22 protein-coding genes are annotated in these 22243 nt (G+C 66.8%); 13 read left to right on the top strand and 9 right to left on the bottom strand.

Features of this window, described 5'->3' with window-relative positions; all coding sequences use genetic code 11:
• Window positions 1-47 precede the first annotated feature (47 nt).
• The 7 genes from clpB (at window position 48) to ACFC4D_RS43100 (ending at window position 8179) form a co-directional block, all read left to right on the top strand.
• Window positions 48-2603, top strand: coding sequence for an ATP-dependent chaperone ClpB (gene clpB / locus ACFC4D_RS43130; RefSeq protein WP_375961002.1), 2556 nt, complete (start codon window positions 48-50; stop codon window positions 2601-2603).
• Window positions 2604-2735: 132 nt separating this feature from the next.
• The gene (locus tag ACFC4D_RS43125; protein ID WP_375961000.1) at window positions 2736-3647 is read left to right on the top strand and encodes a DUF5666 domain-containing protein; all 912 of its coding nucleotides are present in this window, start codon (window positions 2736-2738) and stop codon (window positions 3645-3647) included.
• A gap of 50 nt (window positions 3648-3697) precedes the next feature.
• A complete protein-coding gene (locus ACFC4D_RS43120; protein WP_375960999.1) occupies window positions 3698-4792 on the top strand; it encodes a hypothetical protein in 1095 nt (364 codons plus the stop codon).
• A 199-nt stretch (window positions 4793-4991) separates the two neighbouring features.
• Window positions 4992-5792 (top strand): SDR family NAD(P)-dependent oxidoreductase, encoded by an 801-nt coding sequence (locus tag ACFC4D_RS43115; RefSeq protein WP_376072311.1) that lies wholly within the window; start codon window positions 4992-4994, stop codon window positions 5790-5792.
• 8 nt (window positions 5793-5800) lie between these two features.
• Window positions 5801-6346, top strand: coding sequence for an orotate phosphoribosyltransferase (gene pyrE, locus ACFC4D_RS43110; protein WP_364636241.1), 546 nt, complete (start codon window positions 5801-5803; stop codon window positions 6344-6346).
• A gap of 85 nt (window positions 6347-6431) precedes the next feature.
• Entirely contained in the window at window positions 6432-7490 is a 1059-nt protein-coding gene (locus ACFC4D_RS43105) for a beta-ketoacyl-ACP synthase III (RefSeq protein ID WP_375960996.1), read from the top strand.
• Window positions 7490-8179 (top strand): lysoplasmalogenase family protein, encoded by a 690-nt coding sequence (locus ACFC4D_RS43100; protein ID WP_376072267.1) that lies wholly within the window; start codon window positions 7490-7492, stop codon window positions 8177-8179. Before ACFC4D_RS43105 ends, ACFC4D_RS43100 begins: the two co-directional genes overlap by 1 nt.
• 14 nt (window positions 8180-8193) lie before the next feature.
• Here ACFC4D_RS43100 and ACFC4D_RS43095 read toward each other — a convergent pair whose 3' ends face one another.
• From ACFC4D_RS43095 to ACFC4D_RS43070, 6 genes are all read right to left on the bottom strand, one after another.
• On the bottom strand, window positions 8194-9294 hold the full coding sequence (locus ACFC4D_RS43095) for a phosphotransferase enzyme family protein (RefSeq protein ID WP_376072264.1): 1101 nt from the start codon (window positions 9292-9294) through the stop codon (window positions 8194-8196).
• A 4-nt stretch (window positions 9295-9298) separates the two neighbouring features.
• Complete coding sequence (locus ACFC4D_RS43090; protein WP_376072261.1) at window positions 9299-10639, bottom strand: purine-cytosine permease family protein; 1341 nt, start codon at window positions 10637-10639, stop codon at window positions 9299-9301.
• Between the two features lie 78 nt (window positions 10640-10717).
• Complete coding sequence (locus tag ACFC4D_RS43085) at window positions 10718-11164, bottom strand: hypothetical protein (RefSeq protein ID WP_375960988.1); 447 nt, start codon at window positions 11162-11164, stop codon at window positions 10718-10720.
• Window positions 11165-11257: 93 nt separating this feature from the next.
• Window positions 11258-11860 (bottom strand): Uma2 family endonuclease, encoded by a 603-nt coding sequence (locus ACFC4D_RS43080; RefSeq protein ID WP_376072258.1) that lies wholly within the window; start codon window positions 11858-11860, stop codon window positions 11258-11260.
• Window positions 11861-11913: 53 nt separating this feature from the next.
• Window positions 11914-12555 carry a response regulator gene (locus tag ACFC4D_RS43075; RefSeq protein ID WP_375963734.1) on the bottom strand — a complete coding sequence of 214 codons (642 nt, stop codon included), beginning with the start codon at window positions 12553-12555 and terminating at the stop codon, window positions 11914-11916.
• Window positions 12556-12619: 64 nt separating this feature from the next.
• Window positions 12620-14005: a sensor histidine kinase gene (locus ACFC4D_RS43070; protein ID WP_376072256.1), complete on the bottom strand. Its 1386-nt coding sequence runs from the start codon at window positions 14003-14005 to the stop codon at window positions 12620-12622.
• Window positions 14006-14097: 92 nt separating this feature from the next.
• Between ACFC4D_RS43070 and ACFC4D_RS43065 the strand changes: the two genes are divergently transcribed.
• From ACFC4D_RS43065 to ACFC4D_RS43055, 3 genes are all read left to right on the top strand, one after another.
• The gene (locus tag ACFC4D_RS43065; RefSeq protein WP_364636216.1) at window positions 14098-14421 is read left to right on the top strand and encodes a DUF4190 domain-containing protein; all 324 of its coding nucleotides are present in this window, start codon (window positions 14098-14100) and stop codon (window positions 14419-14421) included.
• Between the two features lie 49 nt (window positions 14422-14470).
• Complete coding sequence (locus ACFC4D_RS43060; RefSeq protein ID WP_375960982.1) at window positions 14471-15193, top strand: TrmH family RNA methyltransferase; 723 nt, start codon at window positions 14471-14473, stop codon at window positions 15191-15193.
• A gap of 77 nt (window positions 15194-15270) precedes the next feature.
• A complete protein-coding gene (locus ACFC4D_RS43055; RefSeq protein ID WP_376072253.1) occupies window positions 15271-16413 on the top strand; it encodes a glycoside hydrolase family 76 protein in 1143 nt (380 codons plus the stop codon).
• A gap of 4 nt (window positions 16414-16417) precedes the next feature.
• On the opposite strand, the gene ACFC4D_RS43050 is transcribed toward ACFC4D_RS43055, so the two are convergent.
• Both ACFC4D_RS43050 and ACFC4D_RS43045 read right to left on the bottom strand, forming a co-directional pair.
• Window positions 16418-17128, bottom strand: a complete 711-nt coding sequence (locus ACFC4D_RS43050) for a DedA family protein (protein WP_375960978.1) — start codon at window positions 17126-17128, stop codon at window positions 16418-16420.
• Window positions 17129-17136: 8 nt separating this feature from the next.
• A complete protein-coding gene (locus ACFC4D_RS43045; RefSeq protein WP_375963731.1) occupies window positions 17137-17826 on the bottom strand; it encodes a DedA family protein in 690 nt (229 codons plus the stop codon).
• 174 nt (window positions 17827-18000) lie between these two features.
• On the opposite strand from ACFC4D_RS43045, the gene fbaA reads away from it, so the two are divergent.
• Window positions 18001-19038, top strand: a complete 1038-nt coding sequence (fbaA, locus tag ACFC4D_RS43040; RefSeq protein ID WP_375960976.1) for a class II fructose-bisphosphate aldolase — start codon at window positions 18001-18003, stop codon at window positions 19036-19038.
• Between the two features lie 101 nt (window positions 19039-19139).
• Window positions 19140-20258, top strand: a complete 1119-nt coding sequence (locus tag ACFC4D_RS43035; RefSeq protein WP_364636201.1) for a BTAD domain-containing putative transcriptional regulator — start codon at window positions 19140-19142, stop codon at window positions 20256-20258.
• Between the two features lie 13 nt (window positions 20259-20271).
• On the opposite strand, the gene ACFC4D_RS43030 is transcribed toward ACFC4D_RS43035, so the two are convergent.
• On the bottom strand, window positions 20272-20547 hold the full coding sequence (locus tag ACFC4D_RS43030; protein WP_364636198.1) for a hypothetical protein: 276 nt from the start codon (window positions 20545-20547) through the stop codon (window positions 20272-20274).
• Window positions 20548-20723: 176 nt separating this feature from the next.
• Here ACFC4D_RS43030 and ACFC4D_RS43025 point away from each other — a divergent pair, with 176 nt between their 5' ends.
• Window positions 20724-22190 (top strand): DUF4185 domain-containing protein, encoded by a 1467-nt coding sequence (locus tag ACFC4D_RS43025; RefSeq protein WP_375960973.1) that lies wholly within the window; start codon window positions 20724-20726, stop codon window positions 22188-22190.
• The last annotated feature ends 53 nt before the right edge of the window (window positions 22191-22243 follow it).

Below are 22243 nucleotides of genomic sequence, written 5' to 3'. Positions count from 1 at the left end.
AACTCCTGTCGCGTTGGTTCGAGTAAGCGACTAGTAGGAAGGTGAACGTGGACTCGTTCAATCCCACCACCAAGACCCAGGCGGCCCTGACCGCCGCATTGCAGGCGGCCTCCGCCGCGGGCAACCCGGAAATCCGTCCGGCGCACTTGCTGGTGGCGTTGCTGGATCAAACCGACGGCATCGCCGCACCCCTGTTGAAGGCCGTCGCCGTAGATCCGGCCACGGTCCGGCGCGAGGCGCAGGACATTGTCGACCGGCTGCCGCGCGCCAGCGGCGCCACCACCCAACCGCAGCTCGGGCGCGAGGCGCTGGCCGCCATCACCGCCTCGCAGCGGCTGGCCACCGAGATGGGCGACGAATACGTCTCCACCGAACACCTCATGGTCGGCCTGGCCGCCGGGGATTCGGACGTCTCGCAACTGCTGCTCAAATACGGCGCGACCGCGGACGCGCTGCGTGAGGCGTTCACCGCCGTGCGCGGCAACACCCGCGTCACCAATGCCGATCCCGAGGGCAGCTATCAGGCGCTGGAGAAGTACTCCACCGATCTGACCGCCGCCGCCCGCGACGGCAAACTGGACCCGGTCATCGGGCGCGACACCGAGATTCGGCGCGTGGTGCAGGTGCTGTCCCGGCGCACCAAGAACAATCCGGTGCTCATCGGTGAGCCCGGCGTCGGTAAGACCGCCATCGTCGAGGGGCTGGCCCAGCGCATCATCGCGGGCGATGTCCCGGAATCGTTGCGCGGCAAGAAACTCGTCTCGCTCGATCTGGGCGCGATGGTCGCCGGAGCCAAGTACCGCGGTGAATTCGAGGAGCGGCTCAAGGCCGTGCTGGAGGAGATCAAATCCAGTGCGGGACAGATCATCACGTTCATCGACGAACTGCACACCATCGTCGGCGCGGGCGCGACCGGCGAATCCGCCATGGACGCCGGGAACATGATCAAGCCCATGCTGGCGCGCGGTGAACTGCGCCTGGTCGGCGCGACCACCCTGGACGAATACCGCCAGCACATCGAGAAGGATCCGGCCCTGGAGCGCCGATTCCAGCAGGTGCTGGTCGGCGAGCCCTCGGTGGCGGACACCGTCGGCATCCTGCGCGGGCTCAAGGAGCGGTACGAGGTGCACCACCACGTGCGCATCACCGACTCCGCGCTGGTGGCCGCGGCGACCCTGTCCGATCGGTACATCACCTCGCGGTTCCTGCCGGACAAGGCCATCGACCTGGTCGATGAGGCCTCGTCCCGGCTGCGCATGGAAATCGATTCCCGCCCAGTCGAAATCGACCAGGTGGAACGCGCCGTGCGCCGCCTCGAGATCGAAGAGGTCGCGCTCGCCAAGGAGACCGACGACGCCTCCAAGCAACGCCTGGAGAAACTGCGCTCCGAACTCGCCGACGACCGCGAGAAGCTCAATCAATTGATGACCCGCTGGCAGAACGAGAAGCAGGCCATCGATTCGGTGAGCGCGCTCAAGGAACAGCTCGAAGCGCTGCGCGGGGAATCCGAGCGCGCCGAACGCGATGGCGATCTCGGTAAGGCCGCCGAACTCCGGTACGGGCGAATCCCCAAGCTGGAGAAGGAATTCGCCGAAGCCGAGGCCAAGGCCAAGGGCGCGTCCGATGGTGACGTCATGCTCAAGGAGGAGGTCGGCCCGGACGATATCGCCGAGGTGGTCTCGGCGTGGACCGGTGTCCCCGTCGGCCGCATGATGGAGGGCGAGACCCAGAAACTGCTCCGCATGGAGGATGAGCTGGGCAATCGCGTCATCGGTCAAAAGGCCGCGGTACAGGCGGTTTCCGATGCGGTGCGCCGGGCTCGCGCGGGCGTGGCCGATCCGAATCGGCCGACCGGTTCCTTCATGTTCGTCGGACCCACCGGCGTCGGTAAGACCGAACTCGCGAAGGCGTTGGCGGACTTCCTGTTCGACGATGAGCGCGCCATGATCCGCATCGATATGAGCGAGTACAGCGAGAAGCATTCGGTGGCTCGCCTGGTCGGTGCGCCCCCGGGCTACGTCGGATACGACCAGGGCGGTCAGCTCACCGAAGCGGTGCGCAGGCGGCCGTACTCCGTGGTGCTCTTCGACGAGATCGAGAAGGCGCATCCGGATGTGTTCGACATCCTGTTGCAGGTGCTCGACGAGGGCCGGCTCACCGACAGTCAGGGCCGCACCGTCGACTTCCGCAACACCATCCTGATTCTCACCTCGAATCTGGGTGCGGGCGGATCGAACGAGATGGTCATGAACGCGGTGCGGGTGGCCTTCAAGCCCGAGTTCCTGAACCGGCTCGACGATGTGGTCATGTTCCATCCGCTCGATGAGGAGCAGTTGGAGTCGATCGTCGACATCCAGCTGAACCAGTTGCAGAAGCGGCTCGCCCAGCGTCGCCTGAAGCTGGACGTCTCGGATTCGGCGCGGTTCTGGCTCGCGGTGCGTGGCTACGATCCGGCTTACGGTGCGCGTCCGCTGCGCAGGCTGATCCAGCAGTCCATCGGCGACACTCTCGCCAAGGAGCTGTTGGCCGGTGAGGTGCAGGACGGGGACACCGTGAAGGTCAACGTCACCCCGGACGGCGACAGTCTGATCGTCGGCCGCTAGTCCGGAAAAACGGGAATGCCGCACTTTTCGCTGTGGAAAGTGCGGCATTTTCATTTGCCGGTAGATGGCCGATTCGGAACCGCTCGGTCGAGTTCAAGCCCCGCAGGAGTCCGGCAGCTTAGGCTGGAGGCCATGACAACTCCGAGCGATCCATGGTCGCGGCGGCCTGAACCTGGCCCGGGGGAGGAGCCGACCCAAAAGGTCGAGCACCCCGCCGAACAGGTCGGGCACTCCTCGGAAGTCGCGGACAACCACGGCGGCGGCGAGCACATCTCGCCCACCGAATACTTCGGGCAGCAGCAGGGACCGGAAGCCACCCGGGTGCTGCCGCCGTACGACGCCAGCTGGGGCGGCTACGACAGCGGCGCGGGCTACGCCCCACCCACCGCCACCTATCCACCGGGCTACACCCCGAACCCGGCGGGTTACACCCCGAGCGGCGCGGCCGGATACGGCCAGATGCCGCCCGGCGAAGGCGGACTCAGCTACGGGCAGACCGGAGGGTATCCGGGTGGGCCCGGCGGCTATCAGCCCGCGGGATTCCCGCAGCAGCCCGCCCCGCCGCAGCCGCCGCGCAAAACCGGCCTGTGGATAGGTGTGGGCATCGCCGCCTTCGTACTCGTCGCCATCGCCGGGGTACTGCTGGGAGCGCTTCTCGCGAACAAGGATTCATCCGATACCGCGGCCTCCACCACCACCCGCACCAGCGGTTTTCCCATGCCGAACCTGCCCGGGAACACCTCGTCGCAGCCGCTGCCCAGCGGCATTCCGCAGATTCCGGGCCTCGGCGATATCGACTCACTCGGCGCGAATATGGGCACCATCGCGAGCAATGACGGCACCACCCTCACCATGACAACACTGTCCGGCACTACGGTGACCGTGCACACCGACGAACGGACGCAGGTCATTTCGCTCGGAAGTACGAAGGTGGCGGATATACCGGTGGGTGAAATGGTGATGGTGCAGGGCGATAAGGCCGCCGACGGAGCGATCCAGGCCAAGCTCATCATCAGCACGTCATTGCCCGGCGGAACCCGATGAGTGCAGGCATACCGGGCATACCCCCGCCCGGCTGGATAGGGTAGGCGGCGATGACGGCTATATGGTTCGGGTTGGCGGCGATCGCGCTGGTGGGTGCGATCGTGCTGCTCTATTTCGATCGGCTGCAACGGCAGCGCACCGGGCATGTGCGCCAGGTCTGGGCGAAATCCCAGGGGTACACCTATGTTTCGGTGGAACCGGCGCTGGCCTCCACCTGGCGGCGCGGCGCGCTGGCCAAGCTCGGGTACCTGTCCGCGGTGGATGTGGTGTCCGGAAATCGCAAGGGCGAGAAGTTCGTACTCTTCGATCTGGAGGACGCCGCCACCCTGGTCGCGGTGCGCCGGCAGATCGGTTCGGACATCGATATCGATCTGCGCATGAAGACCGCCGCCCCGCCCAAGGACCACGATCTGGAAATGCTTGGCGCCATTGGTGATCGGGTGGTCTTCGCGACCAATCCGGACATCGCCCGGCATGCGGTGGATCAGCGCATGGTGGCGTTCATCGAATCGCTGCCCGATACCGTGCAACAGCTGTGGAGTGAGGGCAACTGGACCCTCGGCATGCTGCACGTGAGTTCGGTCGCCAAGGATTGGGAGATGGCGATCGACGCCGTGCTGCGCCTGTCCGGGCTGCTGCACGTGCTGCCGCCGGTGATCAACTCCGAACGCGGCCGCGATGAACTGCCCGAACCCGGTCGCTCGCACCCGGTTCCGGAGGACGAGAACTACGACGGCTACGACGAGGACGGCGATTACGAGCGCGGCCGGGGACGCACCCGCCCGCCCGGCGCGGCCGAAATCGAGGCCGATGACGACGAACTCAGCCCCCTGCTCGGTGACATCGCCGGTGGCGAAGGTGAGGGCGAACCCGAAAACTGGCGTCCCGCACTGAAAGTCGTGCCGGATCCGCGAAATCGCCCGCGCCGCAACTGGCCTCCCGCCGAAGAGGGCGACGACTGGGCCGACGACGAGGACGCCCCGCGCCGCCCCGCCGCCGAGGACGACTGGCCCGAAGACGAACCCGAGCCCCGCCGCGACGAGGAACCCGAAGAAGGCTGGCGCAAGGACCAGGGCCGCAGTGCCCCGCCCGGCGGCCCCTTCCACCCCGGCTTCCGCCCGTATCAGGGTCCGACGCCGAGGTGACGCGCGGCGGTCGATCGGTTCGATCCGCCGAAACCGTCGAGACGCGGCCAATTGCACGGGTACTGCCCTCGGTGCCGCGTGCGAGGGGCCAGAATGATTGCGCTGTCCCGGTCATCGCCGACCGTTCACCAGTCGTGCGAATGATGGGTTGCCGATGACCGAGGGTTCTCCCGAGCTGTCCCAGGGCGCCGAGCTGCCGATGAGCGCTGCGCGCCTGCCCGGTGCGCATCGGCCGGTGGCCTTGATCACCGGGCCGACCTCCGGAATCGGTAAGGCGTACGCCACCCGGCTGGCCGCGCTCGGCTACGACCTGGTGCTGGTGGCGCGCGATGAGCAGCGGCTCGCCGCGCTGGCGCACGACTGCGAGGTGCGTTTCGGGGCGCGGGCGCAGGTACTGCCCGCCGATCTGGCCGTGGCCGCCGACCGGGACCGGGTGGCCGCCCGGCTGGCCGAAGGCGTCGAATTCCTGGTCAACAACGCGGGATTCGGGCTCTCCGGTGAGTTCTGGGAAGCCACGCCGGAGACACTGCGATCGCAACTCGATGTGAACGTCACCGCGGTGGTCGAACTCACCCGCGCGGCCGTGCCGCCCATGCTGCACGCCGCCAACGGAACCGTGGTGAATGTCGCCAGCATGGCCGGGCTGATACCCGGGAGGGGCTCGACCTATTCGGCCTCCAAGGCGTACGTCGTATCCTTCTCGCAAGGGCTGGCGAGCGGGCTGGCCGGGACCGGCGTCCGGGTGCAGGCTCTATGCCCGGGATTGGTCCACACCGAATTCCATGAACGTGCCGGTCTGCCGACCGAATCGTTTCCCCGGCCGCTCTGGCTGGATGTGGATCAGGTGGTCGCCTGCTCACTGGCGGATCTGGAGAAGAACCGGGTGATCAGTGTGCCCGGCATGCAGTACAAAGCGATCGCCGCGGTCGCCGGACTGATCCCGCGGTCCCTGGTGACCCGCCTGAATCGGGCCTTTTTCAACGCACGCGGAAGGACATAGACACAGCAATGCAGGTAACGACGACCGACCGGGACAGACTGGCCGAACTGGTACGTGAACTCGCCGTCGTACACGGCAAGGTCACCCTGTCCTCGGGCAAGGAAGCCGACTACTACGTGGACCTGCGCCGGGCCACCCTGCAGCACGAGGCGGCGCCGCTCATCGGCAAACTGCTGCGGGAACTCGTGGCGGACTGGGATTTCGAATCCGTCGGCGGGCTCACCATGGGCGCGGACCCGGTCGCGGCCGCGGTCATGCACGCGCCCGGCCGTCCCATCAACGCCTTCGTGGTCCGCAAGGCCGCCAAGACGCACGGCATGCAGCGGCAGATCGAGGGCCCGGACATCGTCGGCAAGCGCGTTCTGGTGGTGGAGGACACCACCACGACCGGAAACTCGCCGGTCACCGCCGTGCGAGCATTGCGTGACGCCGGAGCCATCGTGGTCGGCGTGGCCACCGTGGTGGATCGCGAAACCGGCGCCGACAACATCATCGCGGCCGAAGGTTTGGAGTACCGCTCGATTCTCGGGCTGAAGGATCTGGCGCTGGGCTGAACTGTCGCCCTGAGTTAGCCTGTTGTTGGTCTTATGTCCGACAACGTTGTCGAACTGCTGTTGTGAAGGGTCGTGTGAGTCACCTGTGGTGAGCATTGCAATCAACAAGGGTCCCCAGAATGTTGCGATGCTCGGCATCGGTGCTTACCGGCCCGAGCGCATCGTCAGTAACGCCGAGGTGTGCGAAACGCTCGACTCCACCCCCGAGTGGATCTTCGACCGCACCGGTATCCACAACCGGCGGTGGATCAGCGGCGACGAGACGATCCGATCGATGTCGGTGGCGGCGGGCGAACGCGCGCTGAAGAACACCGGCATCGATCGCTCAAAGATCGGCGCGCTGGTGCTGTGCACCTCCAGCTGGCTCAAGCTCACCCCGCACGGTGCGCCCACCATTGCCGCGGACCTCGGCATGAACGGCATCCCGGCGTTCGATCTGGTATCCGGCTGCGGCGGCTTCTGCTACGGCCTGGGCGTCGCCACCGACATGATTCGTTCCGGCTCCGCCGAATACATCCTGGTCATCGGCGCGGAGACCATGACCGTCGGTCTGGATCCGACCGATCGCGGCACCGCCATGATCTTCGGCGACGGTGCGGGCGCGGTCGTCATCGGACCCGCCGAGGAGAACGGCATCTCGCCGACGGTGTGGGGCAGCGACGGCGAGAACGCCGAAGCCATCGCCCAGGACATCGACTTCCTGGCCTTCATGAACCGCGCGCAGGAGCTGCAGGGCACCGATCCCGCGGTCGAGCCCGTCGGCCGGATGTCGCTGCATATGGAGGGCCCCAAGGTTTTCCGCTGGGCCGCGGTCACGCTGCCGCGCGCGCTCTCCAGCGCCATCGAACTCTCCGGTGTGGCCAAGGAAGACATCGAGGTGTTCGTGCCGCATCAGGCCAACGCCCGCATCAACGAGCTCATGAAGAAGAACCTCGGCCTCGCCGACGATCTCCCCATGGCCAATGACATCGAGAACACCGGCAACACCTCCGCCGCCTCGATCCCGCTGGCCATCGAGGAAATGCTGGTGACCGGTAAGGCCAAGGGCGGTCAGCTCGCGCTGCTGCTCGGCTTCGGCGCGGGCCTGTCCTACGCCGGCCAGGTCGCGGTGCTGCCCCCGGTCCCCGCCGAGCCCTCCTTCTGATGCCCCGGCCGTTCCGCGCCGCCTTCGTCGGCGCGGCGGTCGTGACAGTGTTCGGCGCTGTCACCGGCCGCCACACATTGCAGTGGGCCGCAAAGCCTTTGCTCATGCCGCTGCTCGCCGCCGATATCGCCACCAATGACGACGGCCTCGAATCCGCCGACCGCACAGTGCTGCTCGGCTCCCTGGCGGCCGCCACGGTCGGCGATATCCTGCTCATCGACCCGGACGACGATCGCCGATTGATCGCGGGCGCTTCATCTTTCGCCCTCATGCAGACGGGCTACTCCCGCCTTTGGTGGCGGCGCGGCGGCCGCCCGCAACCTCAGATCGCCGCCCAGCGACTGGTGGCCTGGCTGGGCGCGGCAGCCCTGATGCGGGCCAAGGCCCCGGCGGTGGCCCTGCCCCTCACCGCCTACGGCGCGACCCTCGGCACAGCCGCCACCCTGGCCTCCGATCCGGGCATCGCCCCCGGCGCGAAAGCCATTGCGGGCCTGAATATCCCGGGTTCCGACCCGCGTACCCGCCTCGGCGTGGGAGCCCTGCTCTTCACGGTCTCCGACGGACTCATCGTGCTGCGCAAGATCTTCGCCCGCACTCCCCGCTCCCAGCGCATCACCGAGGGCGTCATCCTCACCACCTACGCCGCCGCCCAGTACCTGCTGGCAGACCCCCGCGCCCACCGCCCCTGACCGACCGTACGAGGTCAGGGGAGCCGGGACAGTAGGGCGCGGCCTTCGGCTGCCCACCATGCGGTGTGGCCGAGAAAGTAATGGCGGTAGGCGATTTCGGCGTTCTCGGGGTTGCCGCCGGGTATCACGCCGAGGAAGTAGTCGATCTCGGACAGCTCGTATTCGGCGTGCACCAGCGGTAGCAGTTCGGGAAGGGCCGCAGTCTCGGTGGGACCGAGCGGGCGGATCGATCGGTAACCGTTAAGCAGGGCTTCGACCTGCTCGAATTGGATGTGGGCCGGTCCGCCGTCGCGCAGGGAGATCCAGTCGACGGCGCAGCGTTCGATGGCTACGGCCAGGTCGTGGATGGCGACGGTGCGGTCGCAGAGGCCGAAATCTATGACCGTGGAAGGGGATTCGACTCCGGGTCCGGTGGACTGCCAGAGCAGGTTGGTGCCGTGCCAGTCATTGTGTGTCCACTGGGGGTCCAGGTGGGGGAGCAGGCGGTGCAGGCGGGTGTGGAAGGGCAGGTGCAGGCGTTGCACCTCGGTGCGCCAGTCTCGCGTGGCGAGGAAGGCCGCCAGGGCCGGTCGAACGGCGGCGCGGGCCTCGATGGCGGCGATCGGGTCGGGTGCGGAGAAGATCGAGAAGCTCGCCAGTAGAGGGCGGGGTGGACGGGATGGGGCGTCGTAATCCCTTGCGGCGAGATGCAATCGGGCCAGCATGCGGCCGGAGGTGCGGGCCTGGTCGGTGGAGAGGTAGGGGGACCAGGAGAACGCGCCGCGGTAGAGATCCTCGCCGATGCCGAGTTCCTGTACCTCGTAGGCGAATTCGCCGATTTCTCGGGTGAGCGCGATGGCAGGAATGGGAATTCCCCTGTCGCGCAGGTGATCCATGAACGCGTGCTCCTCCGCGAGGGCCGTCGCATCGCGCAGGGTGCGGGGGAGGCGTTTGACGATCACCGGTGTGCCGTCGGCGGTGCGGACCCGGGCGGTCGCGGAAAGCGGCCGGGGACTGCGCCATTCGATGACGGCGTCGGGGCCGAGCAGGGCCGCGATCTCCGGCGGGGTCAGGGGCGGCCAGTCGGGGGCGACCAGCTGTTCCTGACCCATGCCGAAGACGCGGTCCCGGGTCATCGGGTCAGGACCTCCGGCGCTGGACGGCCACCAGGATGGCGGTGACGAAAGCAGCTGCGAGCCAGGAGAACAGGGAGGCCGAGGACCACCAGCCGGGGTGGAAGCCGATGGCGTCCTGCACCTTGGTCCAGAGGTTCACCCACCAGGTGAGCGAGCCCGGATTGCACAGCTGGTACACCACGAAGCCGATGATCCACGGCAGCAGCATGAGTGGCCGGGTGGGCGCGTTCTGGGTGAGGTTCCAGCCGTCCCTGCCGCTGCCGAAGAAGAAATTGACGATCAGCACCGCGCTCAACGGCACGAATACCGAACCGATCAGATAGAGGAAGTTCGCGTAGCCGCTGAAATCGTGCACGGGCAGCGCCAGCACCGTGACGATCACACCGACGCCCAAGGCCAGCAGTCGGCGATCCACGCGCGGCAGCAGGTTCTGGATGGACATGGCGGTGGAGTAGATGTTCGCGAACGACTGATCGGATTCACGCAGCACCAGCACCGCGAAGAACGCCCAGCCCGCCGTCACGCCCAGCAGGGTGTCGAAGATGTGGTCGACATCGCCGCCCGCCTGGAGTATCGCGAGGATGCCGAGCAGATAGCACCAGAACTGCCCGATGGAATAGCCGAGCGTCGCCGCGCCCGCCGCACCGCGCGCCGAGCGCGAATGCCGGGTGTAGTCGGCCGCCAGCGGCACGAACGACACCGATACCGCGAGGGTGGTATCCACGGCCGGGAAGAATCCGCTCCAACTGGTGTCCGGGAGCTCCGGAACCGGTTGCCGCAGTAGCTGAATCGTGAAGTAGATGAGCGCGATGCCCACCGCGACCGAGACGTACTTGCGCAGGATGTGCAGCACCCGCAGCGGCCAGATCGCCATGGTGGTGGACAGCACGCCCGCCGCGATGATCACCAGCGCGTGCGGCACCCGGTCATGGGTGAGCGCGGAGACGCCGAGGGTGATGACGGTGAGTTCGTACACGCCCCAGCCGATGCACTGCACGATATTGGCGGCGGTGGGCAGATAGGAGAGCCTGGTGCCGAAGAGTCCGCGCAGCACCGCCATGGCGGGCGCGCCCGTGCGTGTCCCGACGGCCCCGGCCCCGGCGACCATCGCGATACCCGCGACGGTGCCGACCAGCGTGGCCAGCAACGCGCCCGCGATCGGCAGCGGCGGATGTCCGGTGGGGAAAAGGACATAGGCCGCACCGCTGAACCCGATCAGGCTGACGCCGAGATTCAGCCAGAAGGCCGCCTGGTCGCTGAAGCTCAGCGTGCGCGGCGGCTCGGTATCGAGCAGCAGCGGCGCTTCTCGGCGGTCGGGCGGTACAGCGGGTATAGCGGTGGTCATGACCAGTGATGCTACGGGTCATCCCGGGCAAATCGGGCGGCTGCCTGCGGCGACGGATTGCCCCGGCCCGCGCGGCTGCTACAGGCAGACCACTATCCGGTCGCGGTTACGCGGGTCGACGCGAATCGAAAGTATGCCGCCCACAGTGATTCTCGGGCGGATGACCGGTTCCACGTCGAAGACGATGCTGCCGCGATAGGTCTCGGATCCGGGCACCACCAGTTCCAGATCGAGTTCGGTGATCTCGGTGCAGTGGTCGGTGCGCATGAGCCGGTGCACGCCCTCGATGGTGGCCCAGCCCTCCAGGCCGTGTCGCCGGAGTTGGCGGTCGCTGTGCGAGGGGCGCTGTGCCAGCAGCATTCCGATGCCGAGGAAGGTGCCGAACATGCCGACCAGCACGATGATCTGGAGCGGCAGCGTGCCGGGCGGGGTGAGCGGCACCAGCCAGGCCAGCCAGACGCAGAGCGTGACGAGGTACGCGACGGTGACGCCGAGTACGGTGCGAGAAATACGCGCGTGGTCCATCGAGACCCTCCAACCACGGCTTGCGGAACTCCAGGATAGTCCGAATATTCCGTATGGGTGGGGGATCGGGCGAGGTCAGGCTGTTGTGCGGACTCAGGCGGTGGTGCGCAGCGCGGTGAGCGCGTCGAGATCGAGGGGCAGCACCATGCCGTCCAGTTCGAGGGTTACCTGCCCGGTGTAGGTGCCGGTCGTCTCGTAGCGCCCGTCGCGCAAGCCGAAGGTGGTCAACCGCACCGACCCGTCGGTCTCCAGCAACCAGTAGTGCTCGATACCGGCCTCGGCGTACTCGGTGAACTTCATGATCCGATCGGTGCGCCGCGATCCGGGCGATACGATCTCGATGGCCGCCAACACATCCGGGGGATACACCCGGGTCGCGTGCGCCGCCCCGGCCGCGCCGCCCACCACCAGCACATCCGGCACCCGCACCGTCGGCGGATGGGTCTCCTCGATCACCAATTCCACCCGCGCCAGCGCCGCCACCCGCCGCGGCAGCGCCGGTTCCAGCTGAGCGGCCAAGCGCCACACCGCGAGTTGATGCCGCGGCGGCTGCGGCGCCACCAGCAGCACCCCGTCCACCAGTTCGCGGCAGGAACCGCGCTCATTGGGTAGCGCCGACCACTCCGCCAGCGTCAATAGGTGATCGGGCCAGGACACAACGACTTTCACCGTCTCCGCGGAACTCGACCGAACCATGGAACCAGTGTTCCACGCTCGGCAACCGTACAGCGACGTTTCAACACCGCCGGCTAACCCTTGAGCCGCAGCACCGCCAGCACCCGCCGATGATGCAGATCCGACGGCGGCAACTCCAGCTTGGTGAAGATATTGCCGATATGTTTCTCCACCGCTCGCTCGGTCACCGTGAGCGCCTGCGCCAGCGCCGAATTCGACAGCCCCTGCGCCATCAACTCCAGCACCTCGCGCTCGCGCGGGGTGAGCCGGGCGAGCGAATCCTGTTGCCGGGCCGCACCCATGAGCTGACTCACCACTTCCGGATCGAGGGCGGTGCCGCCGGTCGCGACCCGCTGCAACGCGTCGACGAAATCGCCGATATCGGCAACCCGATCCTTGAGCAGATAGCCGACGCCACCCGCGCCGGAGGCGAGAAGTTCGGTGGCATAACGGGTTTCGATCCACTGCGAGAACACCAGCACCCCCGTCTCGGGATGACTGCGGCGCAATGCCAGCGCCGCCAGCAGGCCCTCATCGGTGAAGCTGGGCGGCATGCGCACATCCACCACCGCCACATCGGGCCGGTGCTCGGCCACCGCGGCGGACAGGCCGTCCGCCTCGCCGACCGTGGCCACCACCTCGTGACCGCGATCGGTGAGCAGCGCGGTCAGCCCGTCCCGCAGGATCGCGTTGTCCTCGGCGATCACCACGCGCAGTCGATCGGGGGTGCTCATGCTGTCCTCTCGATTGTCGTACGGGGCGGCCGGTTTTCGACGGGCACTACGGTCCCGCCACCGGCAACACCATGGTGACCACCGTGGGTCCGCCGACCGGACTGTCCACCAGCAGCGACCCGTCGACCGAGCGGGCACGCGCCGCCAACCCCGAAAGCCCGCCCGCCACAGCGGTTTCACCCGGGCGCTCCACCGGTTGCAACGCACCGCCCTGTCCGTTGTCCCGCACGCTCACCGCAAGCGCGTCCGCGCCCTGCGGCAGCACCGCCACCCAGATACGGTTCGCGCCAGCGTGTTTCACCACATTCGTGAGCATTTCCGCGACCGAGAAATAGGCGATGGCCTCGATCGCAGGACTCGGCCGGATCGGCAGCAGCACCCGCAGTTCCACCGGAATGGCGCAGCGCGCGGCCAAGGTCTCCAGCGCCGCTTCCAGACCCAGATCCAAAGCGGGCGGATGGATACCGCGCACGAGTTCGCGCAGTTCGGTCAGGGCTTCCTTGGATCCGGTGCGGGCCTGCGCGATGAGTTCGGTGGCGTCGCCGCCGCTCGCGAGGCGTTCCTCGGCGCGGCCCAGCATCATGGCGATACTGACCAGGCGTGCCTGGGTGCCATCGTGCAGATCCCGCTCCAGGCGGCGCAGCGTGGCGGTGGAATCGTCCACGGCGGCCCGGCGGCTCTCCTGCAATTCGAGCACCCGGCGATCCCCGGCCGTCGGTGCGAGCAGCCAGAGCGCGAACAAGCCGTGCAGCCAGCAGACGAATCGGAACAGCCACGGCAGCAGGAAACAGCCGAGCACACCCAGTGCGGCGAAACCGAGTACGCGCGGCCAGGTATCGAGGAAGTACTCGTTGAACTGGATCATCGAGTGATGCTCGACGCCGTTCTCATCCACATTGGTGGGATTGAGCAGGGCCCACGGAATGGGGGAGAGAGCGGTGAACCCGACCACCGCCACCACGACCAGCAGCCCGTACCCCAGCACCATGCCGAACAGGCACTGGATGAGAAGGAAAAGCAGTGCGCGCCACGAGGTCCGATCGGTGTAGGCGCTGCGGAACCAGCCCAGCACCCCCGGCCGGTAGGTGAACGGCTGCGGTTCCGGCATCGGATTGTTCAACAGCACCGCGTTCAGCACGCGATAGATCCGGCCCCAGACCCGGCCGCCGAGAATCACGCAGGCCAGCACGGGAATCCCGATCAATACGATGATCGAATACACGCCGCCGGCGAAGCCGACGAAAAGGTATGCGGCCGCGATACATCCGAGTACGAAGGCGATGATCAGGTACGCGAATTCCTTCCACGCCCGCGCCTGGAACGGGGCCAGCAGAAAGGCGCGCAGCATGTCGCCCGGGCTCGCGGGTGGCGGTGCGGGTTCCGGGTCGGGCATGCCGAGCACGATAGTGGGGAGTGCGGCCGTCTCGTTCATACCTCTCATCGTGGCCGGGCGGCCGATTCGGAACGAGGGAGCAGGCCCGTAAATCCGGGGTGTGGCCAGCACGAAGACCTAGCATCATGTGCATGAGCTATCAACCGCCGCCGCCGGGGTATCAGCCCCCGCCCGGCTATTACGGCGCACCGCCGCCGGACCATCCGCAGGCCGTCACCGTGCTGGTGCTCGGCATTCTCAGCTTGGTGCTGTGCCAGGTCATCGGACCCGTCGCCTGGGTCATGGGCCGTCGCGTCCGCGATGAGATCGACGCCTCCCGGGGCACCATCGGCGGTCGCGGCATGGTGAACGCCGGATACATCTGCGGCATCATCGCCACGGGTCTGCTGGTGTTCGTCGTCCTGATCGTGGTCCTGAGCATCGTGATCGGCGTCGTCGGCAGTACGACGAATTAGGCGCGACCTCCGGACAGCGCGGGCAGGGCAGTGCTGACCTGCCATTACGATGGCGCGAGTGAGTTCCGCCAGTACCGACGATCCACTCGCCCCCGAAGCCGACGGCCCCGAGGGCGATCCGGCCGGTCCCACCGAATGGGGTGAGCATCCGCACGGCGTCGGCCCGTGGCGGGACGAATACGGCACCGAACCCCCGGACGATCCGCGCCTGGACCCGGAACTGCTCGCACACGGCGACCGCCGCAATGTGGTGGACGCGTACCGCTATTGGACCCGCGAGGCGATCGTCGCCGATATCGACAGCCGCAGGCATTCCTTCCACGTGGCCATCGAGAACTTCGGGCACGACGCGAATATCGGCACGGTGGTGCGCACCGCGAACGCCTTCGGCGCGGCGGCCGTGCACATTGTCGGGCGCAAACGCTGGAATCGGCGCGGGGCCATGGTCACCGACCGCTATCAGCACATTCACCATCACGCCGATACCGCCGAACTGCTGAAATTCGCGATCGCCCATGACCTGACGGTGGTGGCCGTGGACAACGTCCCGGGTTCGGTTCCGCTGGAAACCGCCGACCTGCCCCGCGATTGCCTGCTGCTCTTCGGCCAGGAGGGCCCGGGTGTCACCGAGGCCGCCAAAGACGCCGCCCTGCTGACCGTTTCGATCGCGCAATTCGGTTCCACCCGCAGTATCAATGCGGGGGTCGCAGCCGGTATCGCGATGCACGCCTGGGTTCGGCAACACGCCGACCTGCGAACGGCGTGGAAGTGACTACCGCCACGGCAATTGGACAAGGTTGGTAACAAATCAGCCACGGGGTGGGGTGTGGCCCTGGCACGATATGTCCTATGACTTCGCGGACCGGGCGCAATATCGAGCCGACGGCCGCGCTCTGGGCGGAGCGCGCCGATCTGGCGGAGTCCGCGATCGTGTCTCGGCACCTGCGGACGCTGTGGGGTATGCCGGGTACGGCCCTGGGCGTGGTCGGCTGGCCCGCGACCAAGCGGGAACGCGGGTTCGCGAACTGGCATTACTGGTGGCAGGCGCATCTGATCGACTGTGCGGTGGATGCCGCCAATCGCGCGCCGACGCCGGTGCGGCAGAAGCGGATCTGGTCGATCGCGCACGCCATGCGGTTACGCAATATCAGCGGGTGGACCAATAACTACTACGACGATATGGCCTGGCTGACAATCTCTTTGGAGCGGGCCGAGCGCACCCAGGGCGTCGAGGAGGTGCGCGGCGCGCTGCTGCAGTTGAGCAATGAGCTGTACACCGGATTCGAACCGCAGTTCGGCGCGGTGCCCTGGCGTAAGGGTTCGGATTTCTTCAATGCCCCCGCGAACGGTCCGGTCGGCATCGCGATGGCCCGGCTCGGCCGCTACCCGCGCGCCCAGGAAATCTCCGACTGGCTCGACGACAACCTGCGCGACAAGGACTCCGGGCTCATCTTCGACGGCATCCACCTGCCCTCCGGTGAGGTCGAACGCCCCACCTACAGCTACTGCCAGGGCGTGGTGCTCGGCCTGGAAACCGAACTGGCCGTGCACACCGGCGAACCCCGGCACGTGGATCGCGCGGTCCGCCTGATCGCCGCCATCGAGGAACATATGGTCGGCGGCGGCATCGTCATCGGCGGTGGTGGCGGCGACGGCGGGCTGTTCAACGGCATTCTCATCCGCTATCTGGCGCTGGCCGCGGTCATGCTGCCCGGCGATGAGACCGAACAGGTGAACGCGCGCCGCACCGCGGCCGCGATCGTCCGCAAATCGGCCACCGCGGCCTGGGAGAACCGTCTGGAAGTGGAGGGCGAACCGCTCTTCGGCCCGGATTGGCGATTACCCGCGCGACTACCCGGCGTTTCGGGTGCGGGCCGCTTCGAGGGCGGTTCGGTCTCGGCTTCGCGCACTCCGGAACGTGATCTGTCCGTACAGCTTTCGGGCTGGAAACTCATGGAGGCCGCGCACACGGTCACCGCCGCGGGACTCTGAGGTCTCAGTCGTTGCGGCCGATGACATGCATCGGGACCGTCTCGCACTCCGCGTCGAGTTCGAAATCCTCTGCGGGCCGCGACATTTCCGCACGGTACTGGCGCACGCCCACGATCGTGCCCAGGATCAGCCCGACCACCAGCGTGCCGATCACCGCGGGCATCAGCCAGGACACGTTCTCCAGGAAACTGCCCGCGTAATAACCGACCAGCAGCAACACCGGGGCCCAGATGATGGCGCCCACCGTCGAGGCGATCGTGTACTTGCGATGGTCCATTCCGGCCGCACCCGCGACCAGCGGGCACAGCGTGCGCACCCACGGAATCCAGCGTGCCACCAGCACCGCCAGGAATCCGTGGCGGTGTAGTAGCTCGGCCACCCGGGCCAGATTCCGGGTGTTGATGTATTTGCCGTTCTTGCGCGCCACCAGGTGATGCCCGGTGCGCTGCCCGATCACATAGCCGACCTGATTACCGGCGATGGCCGAGATCATGGTGCCGACCGCCAGCGCCCACACGTGCATCTCACCGGTGGCCTGCGAGGCCAGCACGACACCGGCGGTGATGAGCATCGAATCACCGGGCAGGAACAGCCCGATGATCAGCGCGCATTCCAGGAAGACAAACGTGAGGACGACGGTCCACACGAGCACCGGCCCAGCTGTCTCGAGCGGCCCGAAGGCGCTCAGAGCGTGGGTTAGCGGGGTGGTCGACACCGATGGCTCTAGCGGTTCGGCTCGTTCGACGTGGCGGCCAGCTCCGCCTCGGCGCCGCGATTGCGGACGTTCTTCACCACGGTGACGATGCCCGGCAGGATCGAGACGAACACGATGAGCAGGAAGATCGCCTCGACATTCTTACGAATGAATTCGACATTGCCGAGGAAGTAGCCGAGCACGGTGACGCCGCCGCCCCACAGGATCGCGCCGACGATGTCGAAGGTGACGAACTTGCGGTAGTCCATCTTCGATACGCCCGCCAGCACCGGCATGAAGGTGCGCACGATGGGGACGAAGCGAGCCAGGATGATGGTCTTGGGACCGTGCTTCTCGAAGAATTCGTGCGTCTCGGTGACGTACTTCTTCTTGAAGAAGCGGCTGTCCTCCTTCTGGAACAGCGCGGGCCCGATGGCCCGGCCTATCCAATATCCGGACTGGTCGCCGAGGAACGCGATCAGCACGACCGCGGGCAGCAGCACCCAGATGGAGACCGGCGGATTCGCCTGGGCGCTCAGCAGACCGCCAGTGAACAGCAGCGAATCGCCCGGGAGAATCGGGAACAGCAGGCCCGTCTCGATGAAGACGATCACCAAGATCGCCGGGAGCACCGCGTTCTTCAGCCAGGTCTCCGTAAGGAGATGCATGGGATCGAGAATCGCGGGGAGCGCGACGTTGGTCGTCACGGCATCGGACACGGCCAGCAAGGTCACGGGCACCACCCTACCGGTGAATGCGGTCCATCACAGAATGTCTCACAGCGTCCGCTCAGGATGTTCGGTCCGAGGCCACCGACTGTGTCGAAACCACACTGCCTTAGGGTGTCGCCTGACAGAATTTGTTGTACACAGCACACCACTACGGAGGTCATTGTGCCCATCGCGACTCCGGAGATCTACGCCGAGATGATTGCTCGGGCCAAGGAGAACTCCTTCGCGTTCCCCGCGATCAATTGCACGTCGTCCGAGACGATCAACGCCGCGATCAAGGGCTTCGCCGACGCGGGCAGTGACGGCATCATCCAGTTCTCCACCGGCGGAGCCGAATTCGGCTCGGGCCTGGGCGTGAAGAGCATGGTGACCGGCTCGGTCGCGCTCGCCGAATTCGCGCACGTGGTGGCCGCCCAGTACGACATCACCATCGCGCTGCACACCGACCACTGCCCGAAAGACAAGCTGGACGGGTTCGTTCGCCCGCTGATCGCGATTTCGGCGGAGCGTGTGAAGTCGGGTCTGAACCCGCTGTTCCAGTCGCACATGTGGGACGGCTCCGCGATTCCGATCGACGAGAACCTGGAGATCGCCAAGGAACTGCTCAAGCAGTGCCATGCCGCGAACATCATTCTCGAGGTCGAGATCGGCGTCGTCGGCGGTGAAGAGGACGGTGTCGAGGCGGAGATCAACGACAAGCTCTACACCTCCCCCGAGGACTTCCAGAAGACCATCGACGCGCTCGGCGCGGGCGAGAACGGCAAGTACCTGCTCGCCGCCACCTTCGGCAATGTGCACGGTGTGTACAAGCCGGGCAATGTCGTGCTCAAGCCCGAGGTGCTCGCCGAGGGCCAGCGCGTCGCGGCCGCCAAGCTGGGCCTGGGCGCGGACGCGCAGCCGTTCGACTTCGTCTTCCACGGCGGTTCCGGTTCGCTCAAGTCCGAGATCGAGGATTCGCTGCGCTACGGCGTGGTGAAGATGAACGTCGACACCGACACCCAGTACGCGTTCACCCGCCCGGTCGCCGGTCATATGTTCGCCAACTACGACGGCGTGCTGAAGATCGACGGCGAGGTCGGCAACAAGAAGGTGTACGACCCGCGCAGCTACCTGAAGAAGGCCGAAACCTCCATGGCCGCGCGCGTGCAAGAGGCGTGCAACGACCTGAAGTCGGCTGGTCGCTCCATCAGCGCCAAGTAAGGTAGCTCCGAGGCCGGAAAACTCCGGCCCAGTGAGCAGAGCCCGCCGTGGTGGCCAGGTGCTGCCGCGGCGGTTCGCTTTTCTATACGAGGTGCAGCGCAATGACTCTCGATGTGCGGGTCCTCGGGCCTGTGCAAGTGCTGGTCGGCGGCCGTCCAGTGCTGGTCGGCGGCCCCAAGCCACGTGCACTGCTGGCCGCGTTGACGGTGAACCGGCGGCGTGCGGTGTCGTCGCAGGCGCTGGCGGACATCGTCTGGAATGACGAGCCGCCGGACTCCTATCAGGCCAGCCTGCAGGTGTTCGTCTCCAATATTCGCAAGACGCTGCGCAACGCGGGCGTCGATCCGGGCACGGTGCTGCGCACCGAATCGTCCGGGTACCGGCTCGAAATCTCCGATGAGCATTGCGATCTCGGACGGTTCGAGAGCATTCGGCGTTCGGGCACCGAGGCCGCGAACCAGGGCGATCATGAGCGCGCGGCGCGGCTGTACGCGGATGCGCTGGCGCAGTGGACCGGTCGCGCCCTGGACGATCTGTCCGGGCTGTCGTTCGCCGAAAGTTTCGCCACCGCAATGGATGAGGAGCGACTGCTGGTCGCCTCCGCACGCGTGGACGCCGAAATCGCCTGCGGGCGTGCGTCCGCCGTGGTCGGTGAACTGGTCGCGATGACCAACGCGCATCCGCTGCGCGAACCGCTGTGGGCGCAGCTGATCACGGCGCTGTACCTGTCCGGGCGGCAGGCCGACGCGCTCGAGGCGTGCCGCCGGGTGCGCGGGGTGCTGTCCGATGAACTCGGCATCGATCCGGGACCGGCGATCATCGCGCTGGAACAGCAGGTGCTGCGCCAGGAACCATTGCAGACCGGGCAGATCGCCGAGGTCGAGCGGATGGCCAAGGCCATGACCGAGACCGTCACCGAAATGCCGCGCGCGGTGCGGGCCGGGCAATTGCTGACCGCCGAGGGCCGGATGATTCCGATCGCGGTGGGCGGAATGAAGATCGGCCGCATGACCGATAACGATCTGGTGCTCGACGATCCCAAGGCCAGCCGGTACCACGCGCAGATCACGCCCAGCCGGGCCGGACTGCTGATCAAGGACCTCGGATCGGCGAACGGGGTCTACATCAACGAGCAGGCCATCGAGAGCGCCGCGGTGCTCGCCGACGGTGACGCCATCCGGATCGGGGCGACGGTGTTCGTGTTCCAGGCGGTGCGCTGAGCCTGGCTCGAGGTCAGGCTCCGGCCTTGGCCAGCAGTTCCACCGCCTCGCGCAGCGCCTGCCGGTCCTCGGTGTCGGGTGGTTTGTAGCCGCCGCTCACCGTGACGGTGACGATATCGCCCGCGCGTAGCTGTAGATCGTCCAGGCACATGGGTAGCAGGCCGACGAAGAGCCGGTGTTCCTTGCAGGTCAGGATGATGTGCGAGGTATGCCTGCTGGTGAGGTAGGCCAGCTCCTCGGCCAGTTCGGCGCTGATGGTCCCGGTCAGGGTCACGTCCTGCACGTACACCTCTCCACTGTATTACCCTGCTGCCCAGTTGGTTTCGGTTCGCGGAGATCCGGGCCGCGGCACGCCGGATATCGATTTCGGTTGATCTTGGGCGAGTGCCCGCTGTTCGCCGCCCGCCGCGGGTAGGGTCTCCTGCCGGATGTGTCCGATGAGCCCGAATGGCGAGAGGTTGGTGCATGGCCGAACGGCTGCTCGCCGCGGTGGGAGCAATGGTGTTCGGGGCCGGCGCGCTGGTCGGCGCGCACCCCGCGACCGCCCTGGCGGCCCCCGCGGAACACGGTGCGGTGGAAGGGATTCCGGGCATCGGACCCTGTCACACCGATCCCGCCCCGGTCCACGAATCGCTGGTGCCGAAAACCATCGAGGTGCCGATCACCTATCCGGTCGTCACCGTCGACCCCGGACCGCCGGTGGAGAACACCAAGCGGATCGATATGGAGCTGCCCGGCGATCCGTGCGTCAACCCCTGCCCGGATCTCACCGATCTGCCCGCCCCGCCGCCGAGTCTCAATGAGCAGCTGGGCATTCCGCGCCTCATCCTGCATCCGCAGCCGTTCAATTTCGCCTTCCCCAACCCGAATCCGCCCGCCGTGCCGCCCGGTCCAGAACCCGCGCACCCCGGCGTCGAAGCCGCGCCGCTGACGCCCGCCCGGGCCATGCCGCAGGTCACCGACGTCCGCGAGGTCGCCAAGCTGACCGGGGCCAATTCCATCAACCGCACCGATAAGCGCTGGCAGGTGCAGGGCACCGACCTGGGCATCATGTGGGAGAGCGCACCCGGCGAGATCGCCATCGCCTTCGGTGACACCGTCGGCCACGACTTCCATCCGCCCGGCGGTATGGGCGAGGACTGGCGCAGCAATCTGCTCGCCTTCAGCACCGACAAGAACCTCGCGGACGGCGTCACCTTCGACAGCATGGTCACCGACTCGCGCTGTCACGCCACCGAACTGCTGTCCAGCAAGAAGCTCGACAATATCGAGATCACCACCATCCCGACCTCCGGTTTCGCGCTCGGTGACCGGCAGTACATGAGCTACATGTCCATTCGCACCTGGAACAGCATCCCGGGCACCTGGTACACCAACTACGGCGGCATCGCCTACTCCGACGATCACGGCCGCACCTGGACCAAGGACGCACACGCCAAGTGGGACAACATCTTCGGCGTCTCCAACTTCCAGGTCTCGGCCATGGTCCCGGCGGGCGACTACGTTTACATGTTCGGCACGCCCAACACCCGCCTGGCCTCGGTGGGCCTGGCGCGGGTGCCGAAGGATCAGGTGCTCAACACCACCGCGTACCAGTACTGGCGCGATGGTGAATGGACCCCGGTCGGCGGATACACCTCCGCCACACCGATTGTCGACGCTCCGGTGGCGGAGTTGTCCGTGCGCTACGACGCCGTGCGCAAGATCTGGCAGATGAGCTACCTGGACACCGCGAAGGCGGCTCTCGTTGTGCGTGAATCGGATTCACCGCAGGGCGTCTGGTCCCCGGGCGCGGCGACGGTGAGCGCGATGCAATTCCCGGAACTCTACGGCGGTTTCATCCACCCTTGGTCGACCGGCAACGAGCTCTACTTCACCATGTCGACCTGGAGCGACTACAACGTCTACCTGATGCACGCCACCCTGAACTGACGCGAAAGGCGGCACCGCGATCGGATCGCGATGCCGCCCAAGCGGTTTCAGTG

The sequence above is a fragment of the Nocardia sp. NPDC056000 genome (genome assembly GCF_042269265.1).
Taxonomy (GTDB): domain Bacteria; phylum Actinomycetota; class Actinomycetes; order Mycobacteriales; family Mycobacteriaceae; genus Nocardia.
The sequence above is the reverse complement of the archived record's forward strand: the minus strand, read 5'-3'. Positions and strand labels throughout refer to the sequence as shown.